Origin of the sequence: Modestobacter sp. DSM 44400 (assembly GCF_900107175.1) — a bacterium.
In the GTDB taxonomy this organism is placed as follows: Bacteria; Actinomycetota; Actinomycetes; order Mycobacteriales; family Geodermatophilaceae; genus Modestobacter.
Genome location: NZ_FNOZ01000003.1, coordinates 79,450 through 95,705, shown reverse-complemented (window position 1 = coordinate 95,705; position 16,256 = coordinate 79,450). Strand labels below are relative to the sequence as shown.

Here is a 16,256-nt window from a genome sequence, read left to right as displayed (position 1 = left end):
CGGTATGACGGAAGGCCGGCGGATCAGCCGCCGACCAGCGGATTGCGGGTGCGCAGCTCGGGAAACCAGCCGTAGTCGCGGTCTGCCGTCCAGAATTCCCGCACCCCGTGGTCGAGGCAGATCGCCGCAATCCGGGCATCGTGGATGCGGGCACCCGTGAACCCGGAGCGTTCCAGCAGCCCGCGCAGGAGTGGCCAGTACCCGGCCCGTTCTCCGATCACCTGGGCAACCGGGGCGTTCAGCCAGGCGTCGACCTGTGCCAGCGCCCTGGTCAGGGGGGTCGGGTCAGAGGAGAGGCGTCGACCGGTGACGACGGTAAGAAACTCACCGATGCACGGAGCCGGGATCCCGACGCGCTCCTCGCTCGTCTCCAGCAGCGAAGCGACCGCCGAGCTCGCTCGGCCGAACTCGGGCGTATCCGGCCGGTGCGCATAAACGAGGAGATTGGTATCGAGCGCAATCACCGGTCGGGCCCGTAAGCGGCTTCGAGAAATGCATCATGTCCGCCGGCCAGGTACTCCGGACGGATGCCACCAGTCCCGTAACTGAGGTCGGGCAACGTATAGCCGGGCGGGGGCGACACCTCGTCGAGCACGCGACGGAGCCCCTCTTCCAGCAACGACCGCATCGTCTGCCCTCTCCGCTCTGCTACCTCGCGCGCCTCGGCGAACAGGGCGTCCGCGATCTCCACGGTGGTCTTCATGCGGGCCACCGTACGCGCGGACCCATACTCCCGTACTCACTCCGGCAGCAGGTACTTCGCCGCCTCCCGCACGTGGCCCATCGCCGTCCGGGCGTAGGCGGCACTGGCTCCGGCCAGACCACAGGACGGCGTGAGCGTCACCGCACCGTGCAGCTGCTCGGCCGGGAAGCCCAGCTCCCGCCACCAGGCCTGCAGGCGGCTGGCGGTGGCCCTGGGTGCGGGCAGATCGGTGTCAGTGCCCGGCACCACCCCCACGAGCAGGTGGGTACCGGCCTCGACCGCGGTGCCGATGGCGTCGAGGTCCTGCACCAGGGCCAGGTCGAAGGACAGCCCGGCCGCGCCGGCCGCGCGGAACAGCTCCAGCGGGGCGCGCCTGGCGCAGCAGTGCACGACCACCGGTACGGACAGCTGGTCGACCACGTCGGTCAGCCCCTGCTCCACGAGGTGGGACTCGACGGCGGCGAGCTTGCCGAACCCGCTGACGGTGGGCAGCCCGCCCTGCAGGACGGCGGGCACCGACGGCTCGTCGAGCTGCACGACGACGCCGCCCGCGGGCACCCGCGCAGCGACGGCGGCGACGTGCGCGGCGAGCCCCTCGGTCAGCGACTGCGCGAGGTCCCGGCGGGCCCCGGGGTCGACGACGGCCCGGTCGCCGCGGGTGCGCTCCAGGCCGGCAGCAAGCGCCCATGGACCGGCCGCCTGGACCTTGAACGGACCGGCGTAGCGCTCAGCGACCTCGTAGAGGGAGTCGAGGTCGCGCTCGAGCATCTCGCGGGCTCGGCGCTGGTCCACGCCGGGTCGCGAGACCAGCCGCCAACCGGCCGGGGTGAGGTCGACGAACAGGTCGACCAGCAACCCCGCCGTCCGGCCGATCAGGTCCGCTCCGGCGCCGCGGGCGGGCAGCTCGGGCAGGTGCGGAAAGTCCGGCAGCTCACCGGTCACCAGGCGCAGCGCCTCGATCGGGTCGGTGCCGGGCAGCGAACCGACGCCGGAGGCCGGCCCCCACGGAAAGGGGGCCGGCCCCGCGGCTCCGTCCCGAGGCTCGTCCCGAGCCTGCGAGGGATGAGGATGGGGTCCTTCTTCAGTCGGCGAGGCCACGCCGGCGACGGTAGCCCGCCGCCATCAGGACCCCACCGGCCGCCAGCAGGCCCCCGGCGATGCCGGTCAGCTGCAGCACAGGCGCGCCGGTGTAGGCCAGCGAAGCGGCGGTGCTACGCCCGGTGCCGCTGCCGGTCCGGGACCCACTGCCCGCGATCGGCAGCACGGCCGGCGTCGGCGCCGGCGCCGGGCTGGCGACCGGCGGGGCAGGCGTCGGAGCCGGGGCCGGGACCGGCGCCGTGGTCCCCGCGCAGTCCAGACGGTCCGAGGTCGCCATGGCGTGGTCCGCCGCCGGGGGGCTCACCGGCGAGTGCGTCCGGAAGTACTCCGCCGAGGTGTCGACGTCGACCGGCCCGGTCACCGGGTCGGTCCCGTTGGTGAAGCCGGTGAAGCTGTCGCCCCCGGCGATCAGGAAGCTGTTGGCGACGACCCGGTAGCTGCCGGCCGGGTCGATGAGCTGACCGTCCAGCGTGATGGAGCACGGGTCGACCCGGTCCCCGTAGGCGCGGGTCAGGTCGTAGCTGTAGGCGAAGCCCTCCGAGGTCCCGAGGACCAGCTGTGAGGCGCGCGCCTGGTCCTTCTGGAACTGCTCCTCCAGCACCTGCTTGATGTCCGCCCCGGTCAGGGTGATCGCGTTGACCGTGTTGCCGAAGGGCTGGACGTCGAACAGCTCGCCGTAGGTCACCGGGCCGGCGGCGATGTCGGTGCGCAGCCCACCCGGGTTCATGAACGCGATCACCGGGTCGCCGTACTGGGTCTGCTGGAGCGCCTCCAGCTGCGCCTGCGCCACCAGGTTGCCCAGCGAGGACTCGGCGTCGCGGGTGGCGGCGGCCGGCGGCGCCCCGGCGCGCAGGATGTCGGCGCTTGCCTCGCCGACGACGACGTCGCCGGCCACCGCGGACTGCGCCGTCCAGTAGTCGACGATCGCCTGGACCCCGGCGTCGGGGGCGTCCCGGGTGACCGGAACGTTGAGCGCCGAGTAGGTGGCGGAGCGGTCGACGTCGCCGGTCAGCGGGTCCAGCGAGAGCCGGATGTCGGTGACCAGACGGCCGTAGAAGCCGGCCTGGGTCACCAGTCGGGGCTGACCGCTCGGGTCGTCGAGCAGGCAGTTGTACGCCTGGTGGGTGTGCGCGCTGATGATCAGGTCGACGGCCGGTGAGACGGCGGCATTGATGTCGGTGATCGGACCGGTGAGGGTGTCGCAGCCGTTGCTGTCCGCGGCGTCGGCGCCCTCGTTGGTGCCCCCCTCGTGGACCAGGACACCGATCGACTGGATGCCGAGGGCCTGGATGGTCGGCACCCACCGGTTGACCGCGGTGGCCTCGTCGATGAACTCGACGTCGGCGATCCCGCCGGGCGACACGATGGTGGGTGTGGTGTCGGTGACGACGCCGATCAGGGCCATCTGCTTGCCACCGCCGACGTCGAAGACCTGGAACGGCGGGAGCATCGGTGCGCCGGTGTCCTTCATGACCACGTTGGCCGCCAGGTACGGGAAGTCGGCGCCCTCGAACTCGTGGCCGGTGTCGCCGAAGCAGCCGGTCACGCCGACCTCGATGCCCTCGCACGCGCTGACGTCGTCGGAGTAGAAGCCGTCGGTGGCCGCGGAGATCCGGCGCAACTCCTCGGTGCCGCGGTCGAACTCGTGGTTGCCGACGGAGGAGACGTCCAGGCCCATCGCGTTGAGGACCTCGATGGTCGGCTCGTCCTTGAAGACGCTGGAGTTGAACGGCGAGGCACTGATCAGGTCCCCGGCGCCGACGAAGAAGGAGCTGCCGGCGTCCCCGCCGTCGCCGACGAAGGAGGCCTGCACCGACTCCACGGTCGAGGCCACGTTGGCCGAGCCGCCGACGGTGAGCACCACGTCGTCGGCCGTGCCGATGACCCCATCAGCACCGGCATCGGTGAGCTGACTGTCCCCACCGGTGGTCTCGGAGATCCGCCCGTGGAAGTCGTTCATCGCGACGAGCTGCACCGGGATGTCGGCGGGTGCGGCGGCTGCCACCACGGCCGGAGCCCCAGCGCCAACGGCCGGCTCCGGCTCAGCAGCGACCGGCGCGGCCTCCTCGGCCGGCGCGCCAGCCTCGCCCGACTCCGCGACCTCGGTGGCGCCGGCAGTCCCGGTCGACTCCGCGGTCCCGGTCGACGCGGCGGGCTCCGTCGACTCGGCGGCCTCGGTCGACTCCGCGGCCTCCGTCGACTCCGCAGAACCGGTCGGTGCAACGGTCGTCGTCGACTCCGTCGAGGAGTCGGTGGCGGGGGCGGCGATTGCCGCGGTCGGCACTCCCAGGACGGCGACAGAGGCCACCGCAAGGGCTGCCAGGGACAGGCGCGTACGGCGCAAGGAGGTCCTCCAGAGGACGTGCGGCCGGGTAGCCGATCTCAGTAGCTCGGCTCACGATCAGGGCAAGAGATCCGGGTTGGACCGGTTCGTCACAGGACCGTAGCGGTCGGCCGCTGATCAGCCAAGCGTCAGCTGTGGATCGACGGCTGCCGTTCACCGGCGCGCAACACCGCGCCCTGGCCGAGCACCCGGTCCCCGCGCTCGGCGTCCGGGGCGTAGAGCACGGCGGACTGTCCCGGCGCCACTCCGCGCTGCCGGTCGGACAGCGCGAGGCGCAGCCCACCGTCCTCGGTGGCACTGACCTCGCACGGCACCGCGGCGCCGTGCGCGCGCAGCTGCACCTGGGCCAGGAACGGCAGCTCCGGCTCCGCGCCACCCCAGGTCGGCGCCGCGGTCACGACCTCGTCGATCCCGGCCTGCTCGGCGGTGCCCACGGTCACCGTGCGGGTCACCGGCTCGATGCCCAGCACGAAGCGGGGCCGCTGGTCCCCGACCTCGATCCCGAGGCCGCGGCGCTGGCCGATCGTGAACCCGTGCGTGCCCGCGTGCTCGCCGACCGTACGACCGGTGGCTGCATCGACCACCGGGCCGGGCGCGGCCCCCAGCCGGCGGGCGAGGAAGCCGCGGGTGTCGCCATCGGGGATGAAGCAGATGTCGTGCGAGTCCGGCTTCGTGGCGACCGCATACCCACGCTCGGCGGCGATCTCGCGCACCCGGTCCTTGGTCATCGACCCGAGCGGGAAGAGCGCGCCGGCCAGCTGGTCGGCGGTGAGCACGCCGAGCACGTAGGACTGGTCCTTGGCCGCGTCGACCGAGCGGCGCAGCTCGCCGTCGGCCAGCCGGGCGTGGTGCCCGGTGACCACAGCATCGAAGCCCAGTGCCCGGGCCCGGTCGAGCAACGCGGAGAATTTGATCTTCTCGTTGCAGCGCAGGCAGGGATTCGGCGTCCGGCCGGCGGCGTACTCGGCGACGAAGTCGTCGACGACGTCCTCGCGGAACCGGTCGGCCAGGTCCCACACGTAGAAGGGGATGCCGAGCTCGTCGGCGACCCGGCGCGCGTCGTTGGCGTCCTCGACGCTGCAGCAGCCGCGGGCACCGCTGCGCAGCGTCTGCCGGTCCGGCGACAGGGCCAGGTGCACCCCGGTCACCTCGTGCCCGGCGCCGACGGCCAACGCCGCGGCGACGGCGGAGTCCACTCCGCCGCTCATGGCCGCGATGACCCGCATGCCGCTCACCGCCGTCCAGTCCCCGCCCTACGTGCCCGCTCGACGACCGGCGCGATCACCGCGAGGACGGCGTCGACGTCCGCGTCGGTCGAGGTGTGCCCGAGGCTGAACCGCAGGGAACTGCGCGCCCGGTCGGCGTCGGCACCGGCGGCCAGCAGCACGTGGCTCGGCCGGGCCAGCCCGGCGCTGCACGCCGAGCCGGTGGAGCACTCGATGCCGCGGGCGTCGAGCAGCATGAGCAGGGCATCGCCCTCGGTACCGGGGAAGGACAGGTGGGCGTTGCCGGGCAGCCGCCCGGGCCCACCGGCCAGGACGTCGTCCAGCGGGGGACCGTTGAGGTCGGCGTCGGGCACCTGCTCGACGATCCCGGCGACGAGCCGGTCGCGCAGCGCCGCCAGACGAGGGGTGCGGACGTCGCGCTCCCCCACCGAGGTCACCGTCGCGACGGTGAGCCCGACGATGGCGGCGACGTCCAGGGTGCCCGAGCGCACGTCACGCTCCTGGCCGCCGCCGTGCAGCAGCGGCGTGCACTCGGCGTCGCGGCGCAGCAGCAGCGCACCGACACCCATCGGGCCGCCCACCTTGTGGCCGGTCATGGTCAGCGCGTCGACGCCGGTGGCCGTGAAGTCCACCGGCAGCTGTCCGACGGCCTGGACCGCGTCGGTGTGCAGCGGCACGCCGACGGCGTGCGCGGTGGCGGCGAGTGCGGTGAGGTCGCTGACCGCACCGATCTCGTTGTTGGCCCACATCACGCTGGCCGCGGCGACGTCCACGCCGTCCCCGAGGGCGTCGGCGAGCGCCTCGGGGGTGATCCGGCCGGTGGGTTCGACCCGCAGCCAGGTGACCTCGGCGTCATCGTGCTTCTCCAGCCACTCCACGCTGTCGAGCACCGCATGGTGCTCGGCGGGGCTGACCACGAGCCGGCGGCGGCGGGAGTCGGCGGTCCGGCGAGCCCAGTACATGCCCTTGACCGCCAGGTTGTCGCCTTCGGTCCCGCCGCCGGTGAAGAGCACCTCCGACGGGCGGGCGCCCAGCGCCTCGGCCAGCCGCTCGCGGGACTGCTCGGCGACGCGCCGCGCATGGCGCCCGCTGGCGTGCAGCGACGAGGCGTTGCCGAACCTGGCCAGCTGCTCGGTCATCGCCGTCAGCACAGCGGGCAAGATCGGCGTGGTCGCCGCATGGTCCAGGTAGGTCATGGCGCCACCAGCGTAACCGCGTCCGCCGATGCTGCCGGTTGCGCGAGCGGGCCGGCCGCCCGGCGCGACACGAGCGCACCCAGCACGGCCAGCGCGGCGTAGCCGGCGACCACGACCAGGACGGCGACGCGCAGCGGGAAGGCCCCCGCCGTCGCGGCGGCCACCAGCACCCCGGTCAGGCCGATGCACAACGCCGACCCGGTGACGTCGGCGATCTGCAGCGCCGCGGAGTCCGCGCCCCGGCGGTGCTCCGGCGAGGCGGCCAGCAGCAGCACGCTCAGGCTCGGCATGCCCAGCCCCATCCCGAGTCCGGCGATGCCCCAGGTCAGGTAGGCGGGCCAACCGCCGACCCCGGGCACCGCGACGACGGCGGTAAAGGCCAGGCCGATGGCGACCAGTACGAAGCCGGCCCGCAGCAGCCGGACCCGGGAGGCCCCGGGGTGCCTGCCCTGCCACTGCGAGGCCAGCGCCCAGCCGACCGCCCCGGCGGTGAGCGGCACACCGGCGGCGGTCGGGCGGTAGCCGTGCACGGCGGTGAGAGCCAGCGGCAGCAGCGTGTCCACCCCGAAGAAGGCGCCGGCCAGCAGCCCGCGCGCGGCGACGACGGTGGGCAGGCCGCGCCGCAGCCGGGCAGTACCCGGTGGGAACAGCGGCCGCAGGCCGAGGACGAGCGCGGTGAGCCCGGCGACGGCGAGCACCGCGGCGAACGCGTCGAGCCGCTGCCCGGCGTACTGCAGCAGCGCCACGCCGGCCCCGGCGAGCAGCGCCCACCAGTGGCGGGCCCGCGCCGGTCGCGGTGGGTCTGCCGGTACCGGTAGCCCTCGTAGCGCGGGCAGCACCAGCGCCAGGCCGACGGCGATGAGGGGCAGCAGGCCGAGGAACACCCAGCGCCAGCTGGCCGCGCTGGTGACCAGCCCGGCCACCAGTGGTCCCACCAGGGCCGGCAGGACCCAGGCGGCGGCGATCGCGCCGAACAGCCGCGGCCGCAGCGCCTCGTCGTAGGCCTGCCCGGCGACCAGGTAGAGGCAGACGCCGATCAGCCCGCCACCGAAACCCTGGACCGCCCGGCCGGCAACGAACAGCGCCATGTCCGCGGCCAGGCCACAGGCCAGCAGCCCGGCGGCGAAGACACCCACGCCCCAGAGCAGGGCGACGCGGGGTCCCCGGCGGTCACCGACGTCCCCGCCGACCACCATCCCGACGACCTGGGCGACGAGGAAGGCGGTGAACGGCCAGCCGTACCAGACCAGCCCATCGAGCTCGGCGACCGCGGTGGGCATCGCGGTCGCCACCGCCATCGACTCGAACGCGACGAAGGTGACCAGCATCAGCAGCCCGGCGGTGGTCAGCCGGTGCCGCGGGTCGAGCACACCCGCGGGCGCGTCCATGGCCACCTCCTCCCCAACCGCGTGCTCCCCTCGCCTGCTTCCCCCTCCCCACACACGTCGAGCGCCGGCCCCGCGGGGGGACAGGCGCTCGTCGTGTCGTGCTGGAACGGCCGCCCTTCAGGGGCCCGCGCCGAGCCTGCGAGGCGTGGGGGGAAGGGTGGTCCTTCTACTTGCGGGCGGTGATCTGCTCGGTCGCGGCGGGGACGACGGTGTTCAGGTCGCCCACGACGCCGAAGTCGGCGAGTTCGAAGATCGGCGCCTCAGGGTCCTTGTTGACCGCGACGATGGTCTTCGACGTCTGCATGCCGGCCCGGTGCTGGATGGCACCGGAGATGCCCACCGCGATGTAGAGCTGCGGGGACACCGTCTTCCCGGTCTGCCCGACCTGGAAGGTGTGCGGGTAGAAGCCGGAGTCCACCGCCGCCCGGGAGGCACCCACCGCGGCACCCAGGGAATCGGCAAGGCCCTCGATGACCGAGAAATTCTCGGCCGAGGCCACCCCGCGGCCGCCGGACACCACGATCGCGGCCTCGGTCAGCTCCGGGCGGGAGGACTTCTGCTCCACGATCCGGTCGACGACGCGGGTCAGCTTGGCCTGCTCGGAGATCGAGACGGAGACGGTCTCCTCGGCCGCGGCGCCAGCGGCGGACTCGGGGGTGACCGAGTTGCCGCGCAGCGTGTAGATCGGCGTCCCGACGGTGACCTTGGAGTGCACGATGACCCCTCCGGCGAAAGCCACCTGGGTGGCGGTGCCGTCGGGGCTGATGTCGGTGACGTCGGTCAGGAACCCGCTGCCGGTCTTGATGGCGAGCCGCCCGGCGATCTCCTTGCCCTCCGGGGAGGAGGGGATGACGACGGCGGCCGGGGACTTCTCCACGACGAGCTGGGCCAGCACCTCGGCCTTGGGGGCGACGAGGTAGCCATCGATGTCGGCGGACTCGGCGACGTAGACCTTCGCGGCGCCGTACTCGGCCAGGCCATCGCGGACCGTGGCCGCGGTGCCGGGGGCGCCGAAGACGACGGCCGAGGGCTCACCGAGGACACGGGCGGCGGTCAGCGCCTCCAGCGTGGTCTTGCGGACGCCGGTGCCGGCGGGGTTGAGCTCGGCAAGGACCAGGACTTCTGCCATGTCAGTTTCTCCTCAGCTCTGAGTCGGGCCGGTCAGACGATCTTCTGGCTGGCGAGGTAACCGACGAGCTTCTCGGCGCCGTCGCCCTCATCGGTGACCTTTACGCCCTCGCCCTTGGGCGGGCGGCCGGCGAAGTCGAGGACCTGGCTGGTGGCGGTGGCCAGGCCGACCGTCCCCGGATCGATGCCCAGGTCGGCCAACGTCAGGGTCTGCACCGGCTTCTTCTTCGCCGCCATGATCCCCTTGAAGGAGGGGTAGCGCGGCTCGTTGATGGTGTCCCAGGTGGACACGATCGCCGGCAGCGAGGCCTGCAGCTGCCAGTAGCCGCCGTCGGTCTGACGCTCGACCGTCGCGGTCTGGCCCTCGACGGTGAGCTTGCGGGCCCCGGACAGCTGCGGGATGCCCAGCCGCTCCGACAGCAGCGCCGGCATCACCGAGACCTGGCCGTCGGTGGACTCGGCGCCGCAGAGGACCAGGTCGTACTCCAGCTGGCTCAGCGCCGCGGCGATGATCGCGGAGGTCTGCGGAGCGCAGGCGCCGTGGATGGCCGGGTCGGACACGTGCACGGCCTTGTCTGCACCCATCGACAGCGCCTTGCGGATGGCGTCGGTGGCGGTGTCGGGGCCGACGGTCAGCACGGTGACCTCACCGCCCTGCGCCTCCTTCACCAGCAGCGCCTCCTCGATGGCGTACTCGTCCATCTCGTTGATCACGTTGTCGGCGGTGGCCCGCGCGACGGTGTTGTCCGACGGGTCCAGCTTCCGCTCGCTGCCGGAGTCGGGGACCTGCTTGACCAGAACGACGATGTTCATCGTCAGACCAACCTCCGCGGTGGTTCGGGGCGCGGGCGGGGGCGCCCGCACTGCTGCCGATCGTCGAGGCTACTTCGGGGTAACGAACGCCGGGCGGCCGGGCCGGCGGTGAGCTCGCTCACCCCTGCCTCTCCACGCAGGTCAGGACGGCGGCCGCCACTCCCCCGTGCGCTGGAAGTGCTCGAGGACGGCGGTGTACGGGGCGAGGTCGAGTCCCTGCGCGGCCACCCAGGCGTCGGAGTGGTAGGTGTGGGCGTACCGCTCGCCGCCGTCGCAGAGCAGGGTGATCACGCTGCCGACGCGTCCGGCGGCGATCATCTCCGCGACCAGCCCGAAGGCACCCCACAGGTTGGTTCCGGTGGAGCCGCCGGCCCGCCGTCCGGTCACCGTCTTCAGGTGGCGCATCGCGGCCAGCGACGCGGCGTCGGGGACGCAGGTCATCCGGTCGACGATCGTCGGGACGAAGGACGGCTCGACGCGCGGCCGCCCGATGCCCTCGATCCGGGACGGCTGGCCGGTCGCGGCCGGATCGCCGTCCCGCCAGCCGGGGAAGAACGCCGATCCCTCCGGATCGACGACGGCCAACCGGGTGGGCAACCGGCGGTAGCGCAGGTAGCGGCCGATCGTCGCACTGGTGCCGCCGGTGCCCGCGCCGACCACCACCCACTCCGGCGTCGGGTGCCGCTCCAGGCCCAGTTGCTCGAATATCGACTCGGCGATGTTGTTGTTGCCCCGCCAGTCGGTGGCCCGCTCGGCGTTGGTGAACTGGTCGAGGTAGTGCCCGCCGGACTCCGCGGCGATCCGCCGGGCCTCGTCGTAGACGGTCGAGGGGTCGGCCACCAGGTGACACCGGCCGCCGTGGAACTCGATCAGCGCGATCTTCTCCGGGCTGGTCGAGGCGGGCATCACTGCGACGAACGGCAGACCCAGCATCCGGGCGAAGTAGGCCTCACTGACCGCGGTCGACCCACTCGAGGCCTCCACGACCGTACTGCCCTCGCCGATCTGCCCGGAGCACAACGCGTAGAGGAACAGCGAGCGCGCCAGCCGGTGCTTGAGACTGCCGGTCGGGTGCGTCGACTCGTCCTTGAGGTAAAGGTCGACCCCCCACTCCGGCGGGAGCGGGAACACGAGCAGGTGGGTGTCGGCGCTGCGCAGCGCGTCGGCCTCCACCAGGGCCACCGCCCGTTCCAGCCAGGCCCGCCCGCCGCGGTCAGAGCGGTCGACGTCGGGCCGTGCGGCGTTCGTACCCGCGGCAGTCGTCATGCCCGAATGATCACGCATGCGCCACGCAACTCGTCGACGATGCGCACATGACGCGCATGCATGTTCTCGGCCTCGAAACGCATGCTCAGCGCATGTAGCCTGGCTTCCATGAGCAAGATGCTCCAGGTTCGCCACATGCCTGACGATGTGCACGCCGCGCTGCGTGCTCGCGCAGCCGCGAGCGGACTGAGCCTGTCCGAGTTCGTCCTCCGGGAGCTGACGACCATCGCCGAGCGGCCCAGCAAGGCAGAGGTGCTGGCTCGCGCCGCCCGCCGCGGCGGGCGGCTCAGCTTCACCGAAGCCGTCGAGGCGGTGCACGCGGATCGCCCGGAGCACGGCGCATGATCGTGGCGGATGCGTCCGTCCTCGTCGCAGCGCTGCTGGACGAGGGCAGCGCCGGCGCTCTGGCTCGCGAGCGTCTGCTGGCCCACGACGTCCATGTGCCGGAGCTGGCCGATGTCGAGGTGCTCTCCGCGGTGCGACGACGAGTTCTGTCGGGCGCCGTGGCATCGGAGCGCGGCGCGGGAGCGCTTCAGGACTACGCCGAGCTCATCCTCGGACGCTTCCCTCATCTACCGCTGCTGGCCCGCGCGTGGCAGCTCCGCGACGGCGTCAGCGCCTACGACGCCATCTACGTGGCGCTCGCCGAGGTCCTCGAGGTGCCCCTCGTCACTGCTGACCGGCGGCTGTCCCGCGCTCCCGGACTGCGCTGCGAGATCGATCTGCTGCAGTGACCGGAAGAGTCGATTCGTCCTTGCGGTGCCGATCGATGCCCCGGTCATGCGCGCCTGATCCCCACCGACGTGAGTCCGTCCCCGTTGTCCACCTGTCGGGGTCTCCTTGAACCCGAGCCGTCCACAGATCCCGACAAGCGGGTGTCCTGTGGATCGGCGAGGTAGCCGCGGGCGCCGCCGCCATCCCGATCCACCGGCGCTGCCAACACCTGCGCGCCCGACGTCGTGGACACCGGAGTGACGAACCACGAGCGCTGGGGAACGGTCACCGCCGTGTCAGCGGCCCTGGAACGTGGCCTTCCCGGGACCGCTGTCCAGGAACGACGCCATCCCGGTCTTCTGGTCCTCGGTGTCGAACAGCTCGGCGAACAGCCGGCTCTCCAGCGCCAGGCCGGCGGCCAGGTCGCCGTCCCCACCGGTGTCGATCGCCTGCTTGGCCGCGGCCAGCGCCAACGGCGGGCCGGCGGCGAACTTCCGCGCCATCGCCACGGCGGTCGAGTAGACCTCATCGTCGGGGACCACCGCGTCGGCCAGGCCCATCTCCAGGGCCTCCTCCGCGCCGACGTGCCGGCCGGTGAACACGAGGTCCTTGGCCTTGGCCGGGCCCACCAGCCGGACCAGCCGCTGGGTGCCGCCGGCACCGGGGATGACGCCCAGCTGGATCTCCGGCTGGCCGATCTTGGCGGTGGTGCCCATGACGCGGAAGTCGGCGCACAGCGCCAGTTCGTAGCCACCGCCCAGCGCGTACCCGGTAATCGCGGCGATGACCGGCTTGGGGATAGCGGCGACCTGGCCGAAGGAGGAGGTCAGCTCCCGGCCCCAGGCGACCATCGCCGAGCCGGACAGCTGGGACATCGCCCTGATGTCGGCGCCGGCGGCGAACACTCGCTCACCGCCGTAGAGCACGACGGCGCGGACGCCGGGGTCCGCGCTCGCCTCCATCGCGGCGGCACGCACCTCCCAGTGCAGCTGCTCGTTGATCGCGTTCATCTTCGGCCGGTCGAGGCGGATCGTGCCGATCCCGTCCTGGACCTGGAGGGTGACGAACTTCGGCGCTGCCATGAGGGCTCCTGTCGGGCGGGGGACGTCGTCGTCCCCCGGCACCCTAGCCACGGGAGCGTCCTCAGGCCGCGGGGAAGCGGTGCATGCGCATGCTGTCGGGCACGCCCGGGTCCCGCGCCACCACTTCCTCCGGCTTTCCGCGCAGTTCGCCCAGCACCGTCCGCAGCTCGCGGCAGTCGGCGTCGGACGGGACCCGGTAGCCGTTGCCGCTCACCACCCAGATGGCGTGGTCCCCGGCCCGGGCGCTCAGAGCGGCGGCCACGGCAGCGGGGTCGGCCGAGTCGTTGCGCTCGGCGTAGTCGGTCCAGTCGACCCGGTCCGCGGGGCCGAGGTCGGGGTAGACCACCATGTCGAGGCCGGGCGGGGCCAGCCGGCTCACCTGCGGCCCGAGCTGGTCGGGACAGAAGGCGACGGTATCCCCGAGGTTCGCCCCCGCCAGTGCGGCGGCGACCTGCCCGGCCTGGGTGCGGGGCGTGCGCACCGCCGCCGCAGCCACGGCGAGCCCGAGCACGACGACGACCGCGAGCAGCGCTGCACCGGCCCGCCGGCCCGCCAGCGACACCAGGCCGGCTGCCACCAGCGCCAGGTAGGCCGGCACCGCGACGCTGGTGTACCGCGAGCTCACCGCGCTGTCGGTCAGCAGGCTGGCCAGACCGGCCAGGACCACCGTGCCGGCCGACAGCGCCAGCAGCGACCAGCGCGTCCGGCTCCGGGTGACCCCCAGGCCGACGACCGGTGGACGCCCGCCCGCGGTGGCCTCCGCCACGGGCACCGCGACCAGCCCGAGCGCGGCGAGGCAGAACTGCGCGTGACCCAGGAGTACGGCCGCGAAACTGCCCCCGCCCCGCCACGCGGTGAGCGCTGTCGGGACCACCGAAAGGCCCCCGACCTCCGCCCACGGGGTGCCGGTGTGGGCGAGCTGGAACCGAAGGCTGGGCAGCCACGGCAGGAAGGCCAGGGCCGCCAGGCCGAGCGCGACCAACACCCGCAGGGCCGGGCGGCGGTGCCGACGCAGCCCGGCCAGGGCGAGCAGTCCCGCCACCGCGATCAGGTAGGCGGCCCAGTAGTGGGTCAGTAGCAGCGCGGCCGCGCCCAGCGCCAGCGCCACCACCGGGACCGGGCCGGAAGAGCGCACCGCCCACCGGGCGGCCAGCGCGGTGGCCAGCACCAGGAGCACCAGCAGGGAGTACATCCGGGTCTCGCTGCTGTAGCGGATCAGGAAGGGGTTGCTGGCCAGCAGCAGGGTCAGCACGACCGCGCCCCGCCGTCCGGCCACCTCCCGGCCCAGCACCCAGGCCAGCGGAAGAGCGAGCACGCCGAGCAGCCCCGACAGTGCGCGCACCGCGACCGCACCCTGGCCGAACACCCCGACCCACCCGTGCAGCAGGAGAGAATACAGGGGCGGCGAACCGTCCTGCCGCAGCGCCGTGAACAGCTCGGGCAGCGGCAGCCGCGCGATGGCCACGCTCTGCGCCTCGTCCAGCCAGAGGTCGGCCGGTGCGACGAAGCGGAGCGCGACCCCGGCGAGCAGTGCCGCAGCGACCAGCCCGCCCGCGAGCCAGGCTGCCGACCCGCGGGCGGCCGTGCCGGGTCGATCCACGGACACGACGCCGGGGAGGAGGGACACCGGACCGTCCTCCCCGGCGGCGACCTCAGGCAGCCTGGACCGGCTGCCGCGGCCGGACGGGCGCAGACCGCCCCGTCCCCACGGCCGCCACGGTCGCCGCAGGCCGGTCACTGCCCGACGGGCCGACGTCGGGGACGGCTGCCTGCTCGTGGTAGTCCTCCTCCACGTTGACCGACCAGACGTCGTGCTGGGCGTCGTCGACGATGTTCTCCACGGTCAGCATGGCGGTGACCATCGAGTGGTCGGCGTTGTTGTACCGGTGCATGCCGTTGCGCCCCACGGGGTGCACGTTCACCGCCGCCTCGGCCAGCCAGGCGCGGATGAGGTCCACCTGCCGGTCATAGCCCTTGTCGTAGACCGGGTAGGCCTTGGGCATCCGGACCACGTAGCCGCGCTCGACCGAGCCGGCCTGAACCAGGCCGAGGAGGTCCAGCTCCTTGGTCGCCAGGACGATCAGGTCGTCGTCCGGGGACTCCCACAGGTCGTCGCCCTCGTCGACGAAATACTCCAGTCCCAGGCAAGTACGCCCGTCCTTGACCAGGTACGGCGACCAGCTGCCGAAGTTCTGCACCCGGCCGACCCGGGCCTCCGGCGAGTGGACGTAGATCCAGTTGTCCGGAAACCCTGCGGACTCGGGCACCACCAGGGCGACGGTGAGGAAGTCGCGGTGGGACAGCGCGCGGGCGGCGACCTGGACGTGCTCGGGAGCCGGCGGGTCCATCGCCAGCACCAGCTCCGGCAGCGGCATCGAGCTGATCACCTCAGCCGCGGGCAGCCGGTGGCCGGCGGTCGGCTGGCCGGTGTCGTCCGTGGTCTGTGTCGTCACCGCGGTGACCCGGCCGTCCTCCCGGTGGAGCGCGGTGACCGCGGTGCGCATCCGCACCACCCCACCTGCCGCGCGGACCTGCTCGGTGGCCCGCTCCCACATCAGTCCGGGCCCGGTCTTCGGGTACTGGAACTCCTCGATCAGCGTGGTCACCGTGGTCGTGTGCCGGCCCGGGCGCAAGGCGTGCAGGATCGCCGTCCCGAGGGACAGGTCCTTGATCCGCTGCGCCGCCCAGTCGGCTTGGATCTCGGTCGCCGGCATCCCCCACACCTTCTCGGTGTAGGTCTTGAAGAACATCTCGTACAGCCGGCGACCGAACCGGGCCGAGACCCAACCCTCGAAGTGCGACTGGTCCGCCGGTGGCCGCACCTGCGCCTGCACGTAGGAGGCCACGCAGCGCACCGCCTCGACGACCCCGAGGCTCCGCAACGCGTTCATCGGCTTGAGCGGGTAGTCGAACAGCGTGCCGGCGTAGAGGATGCGCGACATCCGCGGGCGCGACAGGAACTCGTCGTCGGTGAGCACCGCGTGCCACCAGGCCTCGACGGCCGGGACCTTGGTGAAGAAGCGGTGGCCGCCGATGTCGAACCGCCAGCCCTCACGCTCGACCGTGCGGCTGATCCCGCCGACTACGTCGTCGGCCTCGAGGACGGTCACCGGCAGGCCGCGGCGCGTCAGCTCGTGGGCCGCGGTCAGCCCGGCGGGCCCGGCGCCGATGACGACGACGTCCGAATGGTCGGAAGGGAACTCGGGCACCGAACCTCCATGAGGAGTCACTCCCCCGGCGGACGCGCCGGATCGGTGAGACTGACTGATGTCCGCGGCGCGGGGCTGACGCCTGCGGG

The 16,256-nt window shown here is 73.0% G+C and carries 15 protein-coding genes; 2 read left to right on the top strand and 13 right to left on the bottom strand.

From position 1 onward, the window contains the following. Positions 1–23 precede the first annotated feature (23 nt). The 10 genes from BLW04_RS03755 to BLW04_RS03710 all read right to left on the bottom strand — a co-directional run bounded on the left by BLW04_RS03755 (position 24) and on the right by BLW04_RS03710 (position 11,162). Positions 24–464 (bottom strand): type II toxin-antitoxin system VapC family toxin, encoded by a 441-nt coding sequence (locus BLW04_RS03755; protein WP_091537458.1) that lies wholly within the window; start codon positions 462–464, stop codon positions 24–26. After that, the gene (locus BLW04_RS03750) at positions 461–703 is read right to left on the bottom strand and encodes a hypothetical protein (protein ID WP_091537537.1); all 243 of its coding nucleotides are present in this window, start codon (positions 701–703) and stop codon (positions 461–463) included. Before BLW04_RS03750 ends, BLW04_RS03755 begins: the two co-directional genes overlap by 4 nt. 36 nt (positions 704–739) lie before the next feature. Continuing rightward, positions 740–1,801 (bottom strand): methionine synthase, encoded by a 1,062-nt coding sequence (locus BLW04_RS03745; protein WP_091537457.1) that lies wholly within the window; start codon positions 1,799–1,801, stop codon positions 740–742. After that, positions 1,785–4,145: a bifunctional metallophosphatase/5'-nucleotidase gene (locus tag BLW04_RS03740; RefSeq protein ID WP_254781016.1), complete on the bottom strand. Its 2,361-nt coding sequence runs from the start codon at positions 4,143–4,145 to the stop codon at positions 1,785–1,787. The genes BLW04_RS03745 and BLW04_RS03740 overlap by 17 nt, the downstream gene beginning before the upstream one ends. A gap of 128 nt (positions 4,146–4,273) precedes the next feature. Next, positions 4,274–5,371, bottom strand: coding sequence for a tRNA 2-thiouridine(34) synthase MnmA (mnmA, locus tag BLW04_RS03735; protein ID WP_091537536.1), 1,098 nt, complete (start codon positions 5,369–5,371; stop codon positions 4,274–4,276). 5 nt (positions 5,372–5,376) lie between these two features. Beyond that, positions 5,377–6,567 (bottom strand): cysteine desulfurase family protein, encoded by a 1,191-nt coding sequence (locus tag BLW04_RS03730; protein ID WP_091537456.1) that lies wholly within the window; start codon positions 6,565–6,567, stop codon positions 5,377–5,379. Next, a complete protein-coding gene (locus BLW04_RS03725; RefSeq protein ID WP_091537455.1) occupies positions 6,564–7,955 on the bottom strand; it encodes an MFS transporter in 1,392 nt (463 codons plus the stop codon). The genes BLW04_RS03730 and BLW04_RS03725 overlap by 4 nt, the downstream gene beginning before the upstream one ends. Positions 7,956–8,121: 166 nt before the next feature. Then, the gene (locus BLW04_RS03720) at positions 8,122–9,084 is read right to left on the bottom strand and encodes an electron transfer flavoprotein subunit alpha/FixB family protein (RefSeq protein ID WP_091537454.1); all 963 of its coding nucleotides are present in this window, start codon (positions 9,082–9,084) and stop codon (positions 8,122–8,124) included. Positions 9,085–9,116: 32 nt separating this feature from the next. Then, the gene (locus tag BLW04_RS03715; RefSeq protein ID WP_091537453.1) at positions 9,117–9,896 is read right to left on the bottom strand and encodes an electron transfer flavoprotein subunit beta/FixA family protein; all 780 of its coding nucleotides are present in this window, start codon (positions 9,894–9,896) and stop codon (positions 9,117–9,119) included. Positions 9,897–10,037: 141 nt separating this feature from the next. Beyond that, positions 10,038–11,162 carry an L-cysteine desulfhydrase Cds1 gene (locus tag BLW04_RS03710; RefSeq protein ID WP_091537452.1) on the bottom strand — a complete coding sequence of 375 codons (1,125 nt, stop codon included), beginning with the start codon at positions 11,160–11,162 and terminating at the stop codon, positions 10,038–10,040. A gap of 108 nt (positions 11,163–11,270) precedes the next feature. Between BLW04_RS03710 and BLW04_RS03705 the strand changes: the two genes are divergently transcribed. Both BLW04_RS03705 and BLW04_RS03700 read left to right on the top strand, forming a co-directional pair. Continuing rightward, entirely contained in the window at positions 11,271–11,507 is a 237-nt protein-coding gene (locus BLW04_RS03705) for a FitA-like ribbon-helix-helix domain-containing protein (RefSeq protein WP_139306720.1), read from the top strand. Beyond that, entirely contained in the window at positions 11,504–11,896 is a 393-nt protein-coding gene (locus BLW04_RS03700) for a type II toxin-antitoxin system VapC family toxin (RefSeq protein WP_091537450.1), read from the top strand. Before BLW04_RS03705 ends, BLW04_RS03700 begins: the two co-directional genes overlap by 4 nt. A gap of 276 nt (positions 11,897–12,172) precedes the next feature. Here the strand turns inward: BLW04_RS03700 and BLW04_RS03695 are convergent, their stop codons facing one another. The 3 genes from BLW04_RS03695 to BLW04_RS03685 all read right to left on the bottom strand — a co-directional run bounded on the left by BLW04_RS03695 (position 12,173) and on the right by BLW04_RS03685 (position 16,167). After that, the gene (locus BLW04_RS03695; RefSeq protein ID WP_091537449.1) at positions 12,173–12,958 is read right to left on the bottom strand and encodes an enoyl-CoA hydratase/isomerase family protein; all 786 of its coding nucleotides are present in this window, start codon (positions 12,956–12,958) and stop codon (positions 12,173–12,175) included. Between the two features lie 61 nt (positions 12,959–13,019). Then, entirely contained in the window at positions 13,020–14,585 is a 1,566-nt protein-coding gene (locus BLW04_RS03690; RefSeq protein WP_139306719.1) for a glycosyltransferase family 39 protein, read from the bottom strand. A 25-nt stretch (positions 14,586–14,610) separates the two neighbouring features. After that, positions 14,611–16,167, bottom strand: coding sequence for an NAD(P)/FAD-dependent oxidoreductase (locus BLW04_RS03685; protein WP_091537447.1), 1,557 nt, complete (start codon positions 16,165–16,167; stop codon positions 14,611–14,613). Between the last annotated feature and the right edge of the window lie 89 nt (positions 16,168–16,256).

Coding starts and splice junctions, on each gene's coding strand:
- BLW04_RS03750 (WP_091537537.1), bottom strand. CDS start 703: ATGAAGACCACCGTGGAGATCGCGGACGCCCTGTTCGCCGAGGCGCGC.
- mnmA (WP_091537536.1), bottom strand. CDS start 5,371: ATGCGGGTCATCGCGGCCATGAGCGGCGGAGTGGACTCCGCCGTCGCC.
- BLW04_RS03730 (WP_091537456.1), bottom strand. CDS start 6,567: ATGACCTACCTGGACCATGCGGCGACCACGCCGATCTTGCCCGCTGTG.
- BLW04_RS03725 (WP_091537455.1), bottom strand. CDS start 7,955: ATGGACGCGCCCGCGGGTGTGCTCGACCCGCGGCACCGGCTGACCACC.
- BLW04_RS03720 (WP_091537454.1), bottom strand. CDS start 9,084: ATGGCAGAAGTCCTGGTCCTTGCCGAGCTCAACCCCGCCGGCACCGGC.
- BLW04_RS03715 (WP_091537453.1), bottom strand. CDS start 9,896: ATGAACATCGTCGTTCTGGTCAAGCAGGTCCCCGACTCCGGCAGCGAG.
- BLW04_RS03710 (WP_091537452.1), bottom strand. CDS start 11,162: ATGACGACTGCCGCGGGTACGAACGCCGCACGGCCCGACGTCGACCGC.
- BLW04_RS03705 (WP_139306720.1), top strand. CDS start 11,271: ATGAGCAAGATGCTCCAGGTTCGCCACATGCCTGACGATGTGCACGCC.
- BLW04_RS03700 (WP_091537450.1), top strand. CDS start 11,504: ATGATCGTGGCGGATGCGTCCGTCCTCGTCGCAGCGCTGCTGGACGAG.
- BLW04_RS03695 (WP_091537449.1), bottom strand. CDS start 12,958: ATGGCAGCGCCGAAGTTCGTCACCCTCCAGGTCCAGGACGGGATCGGC.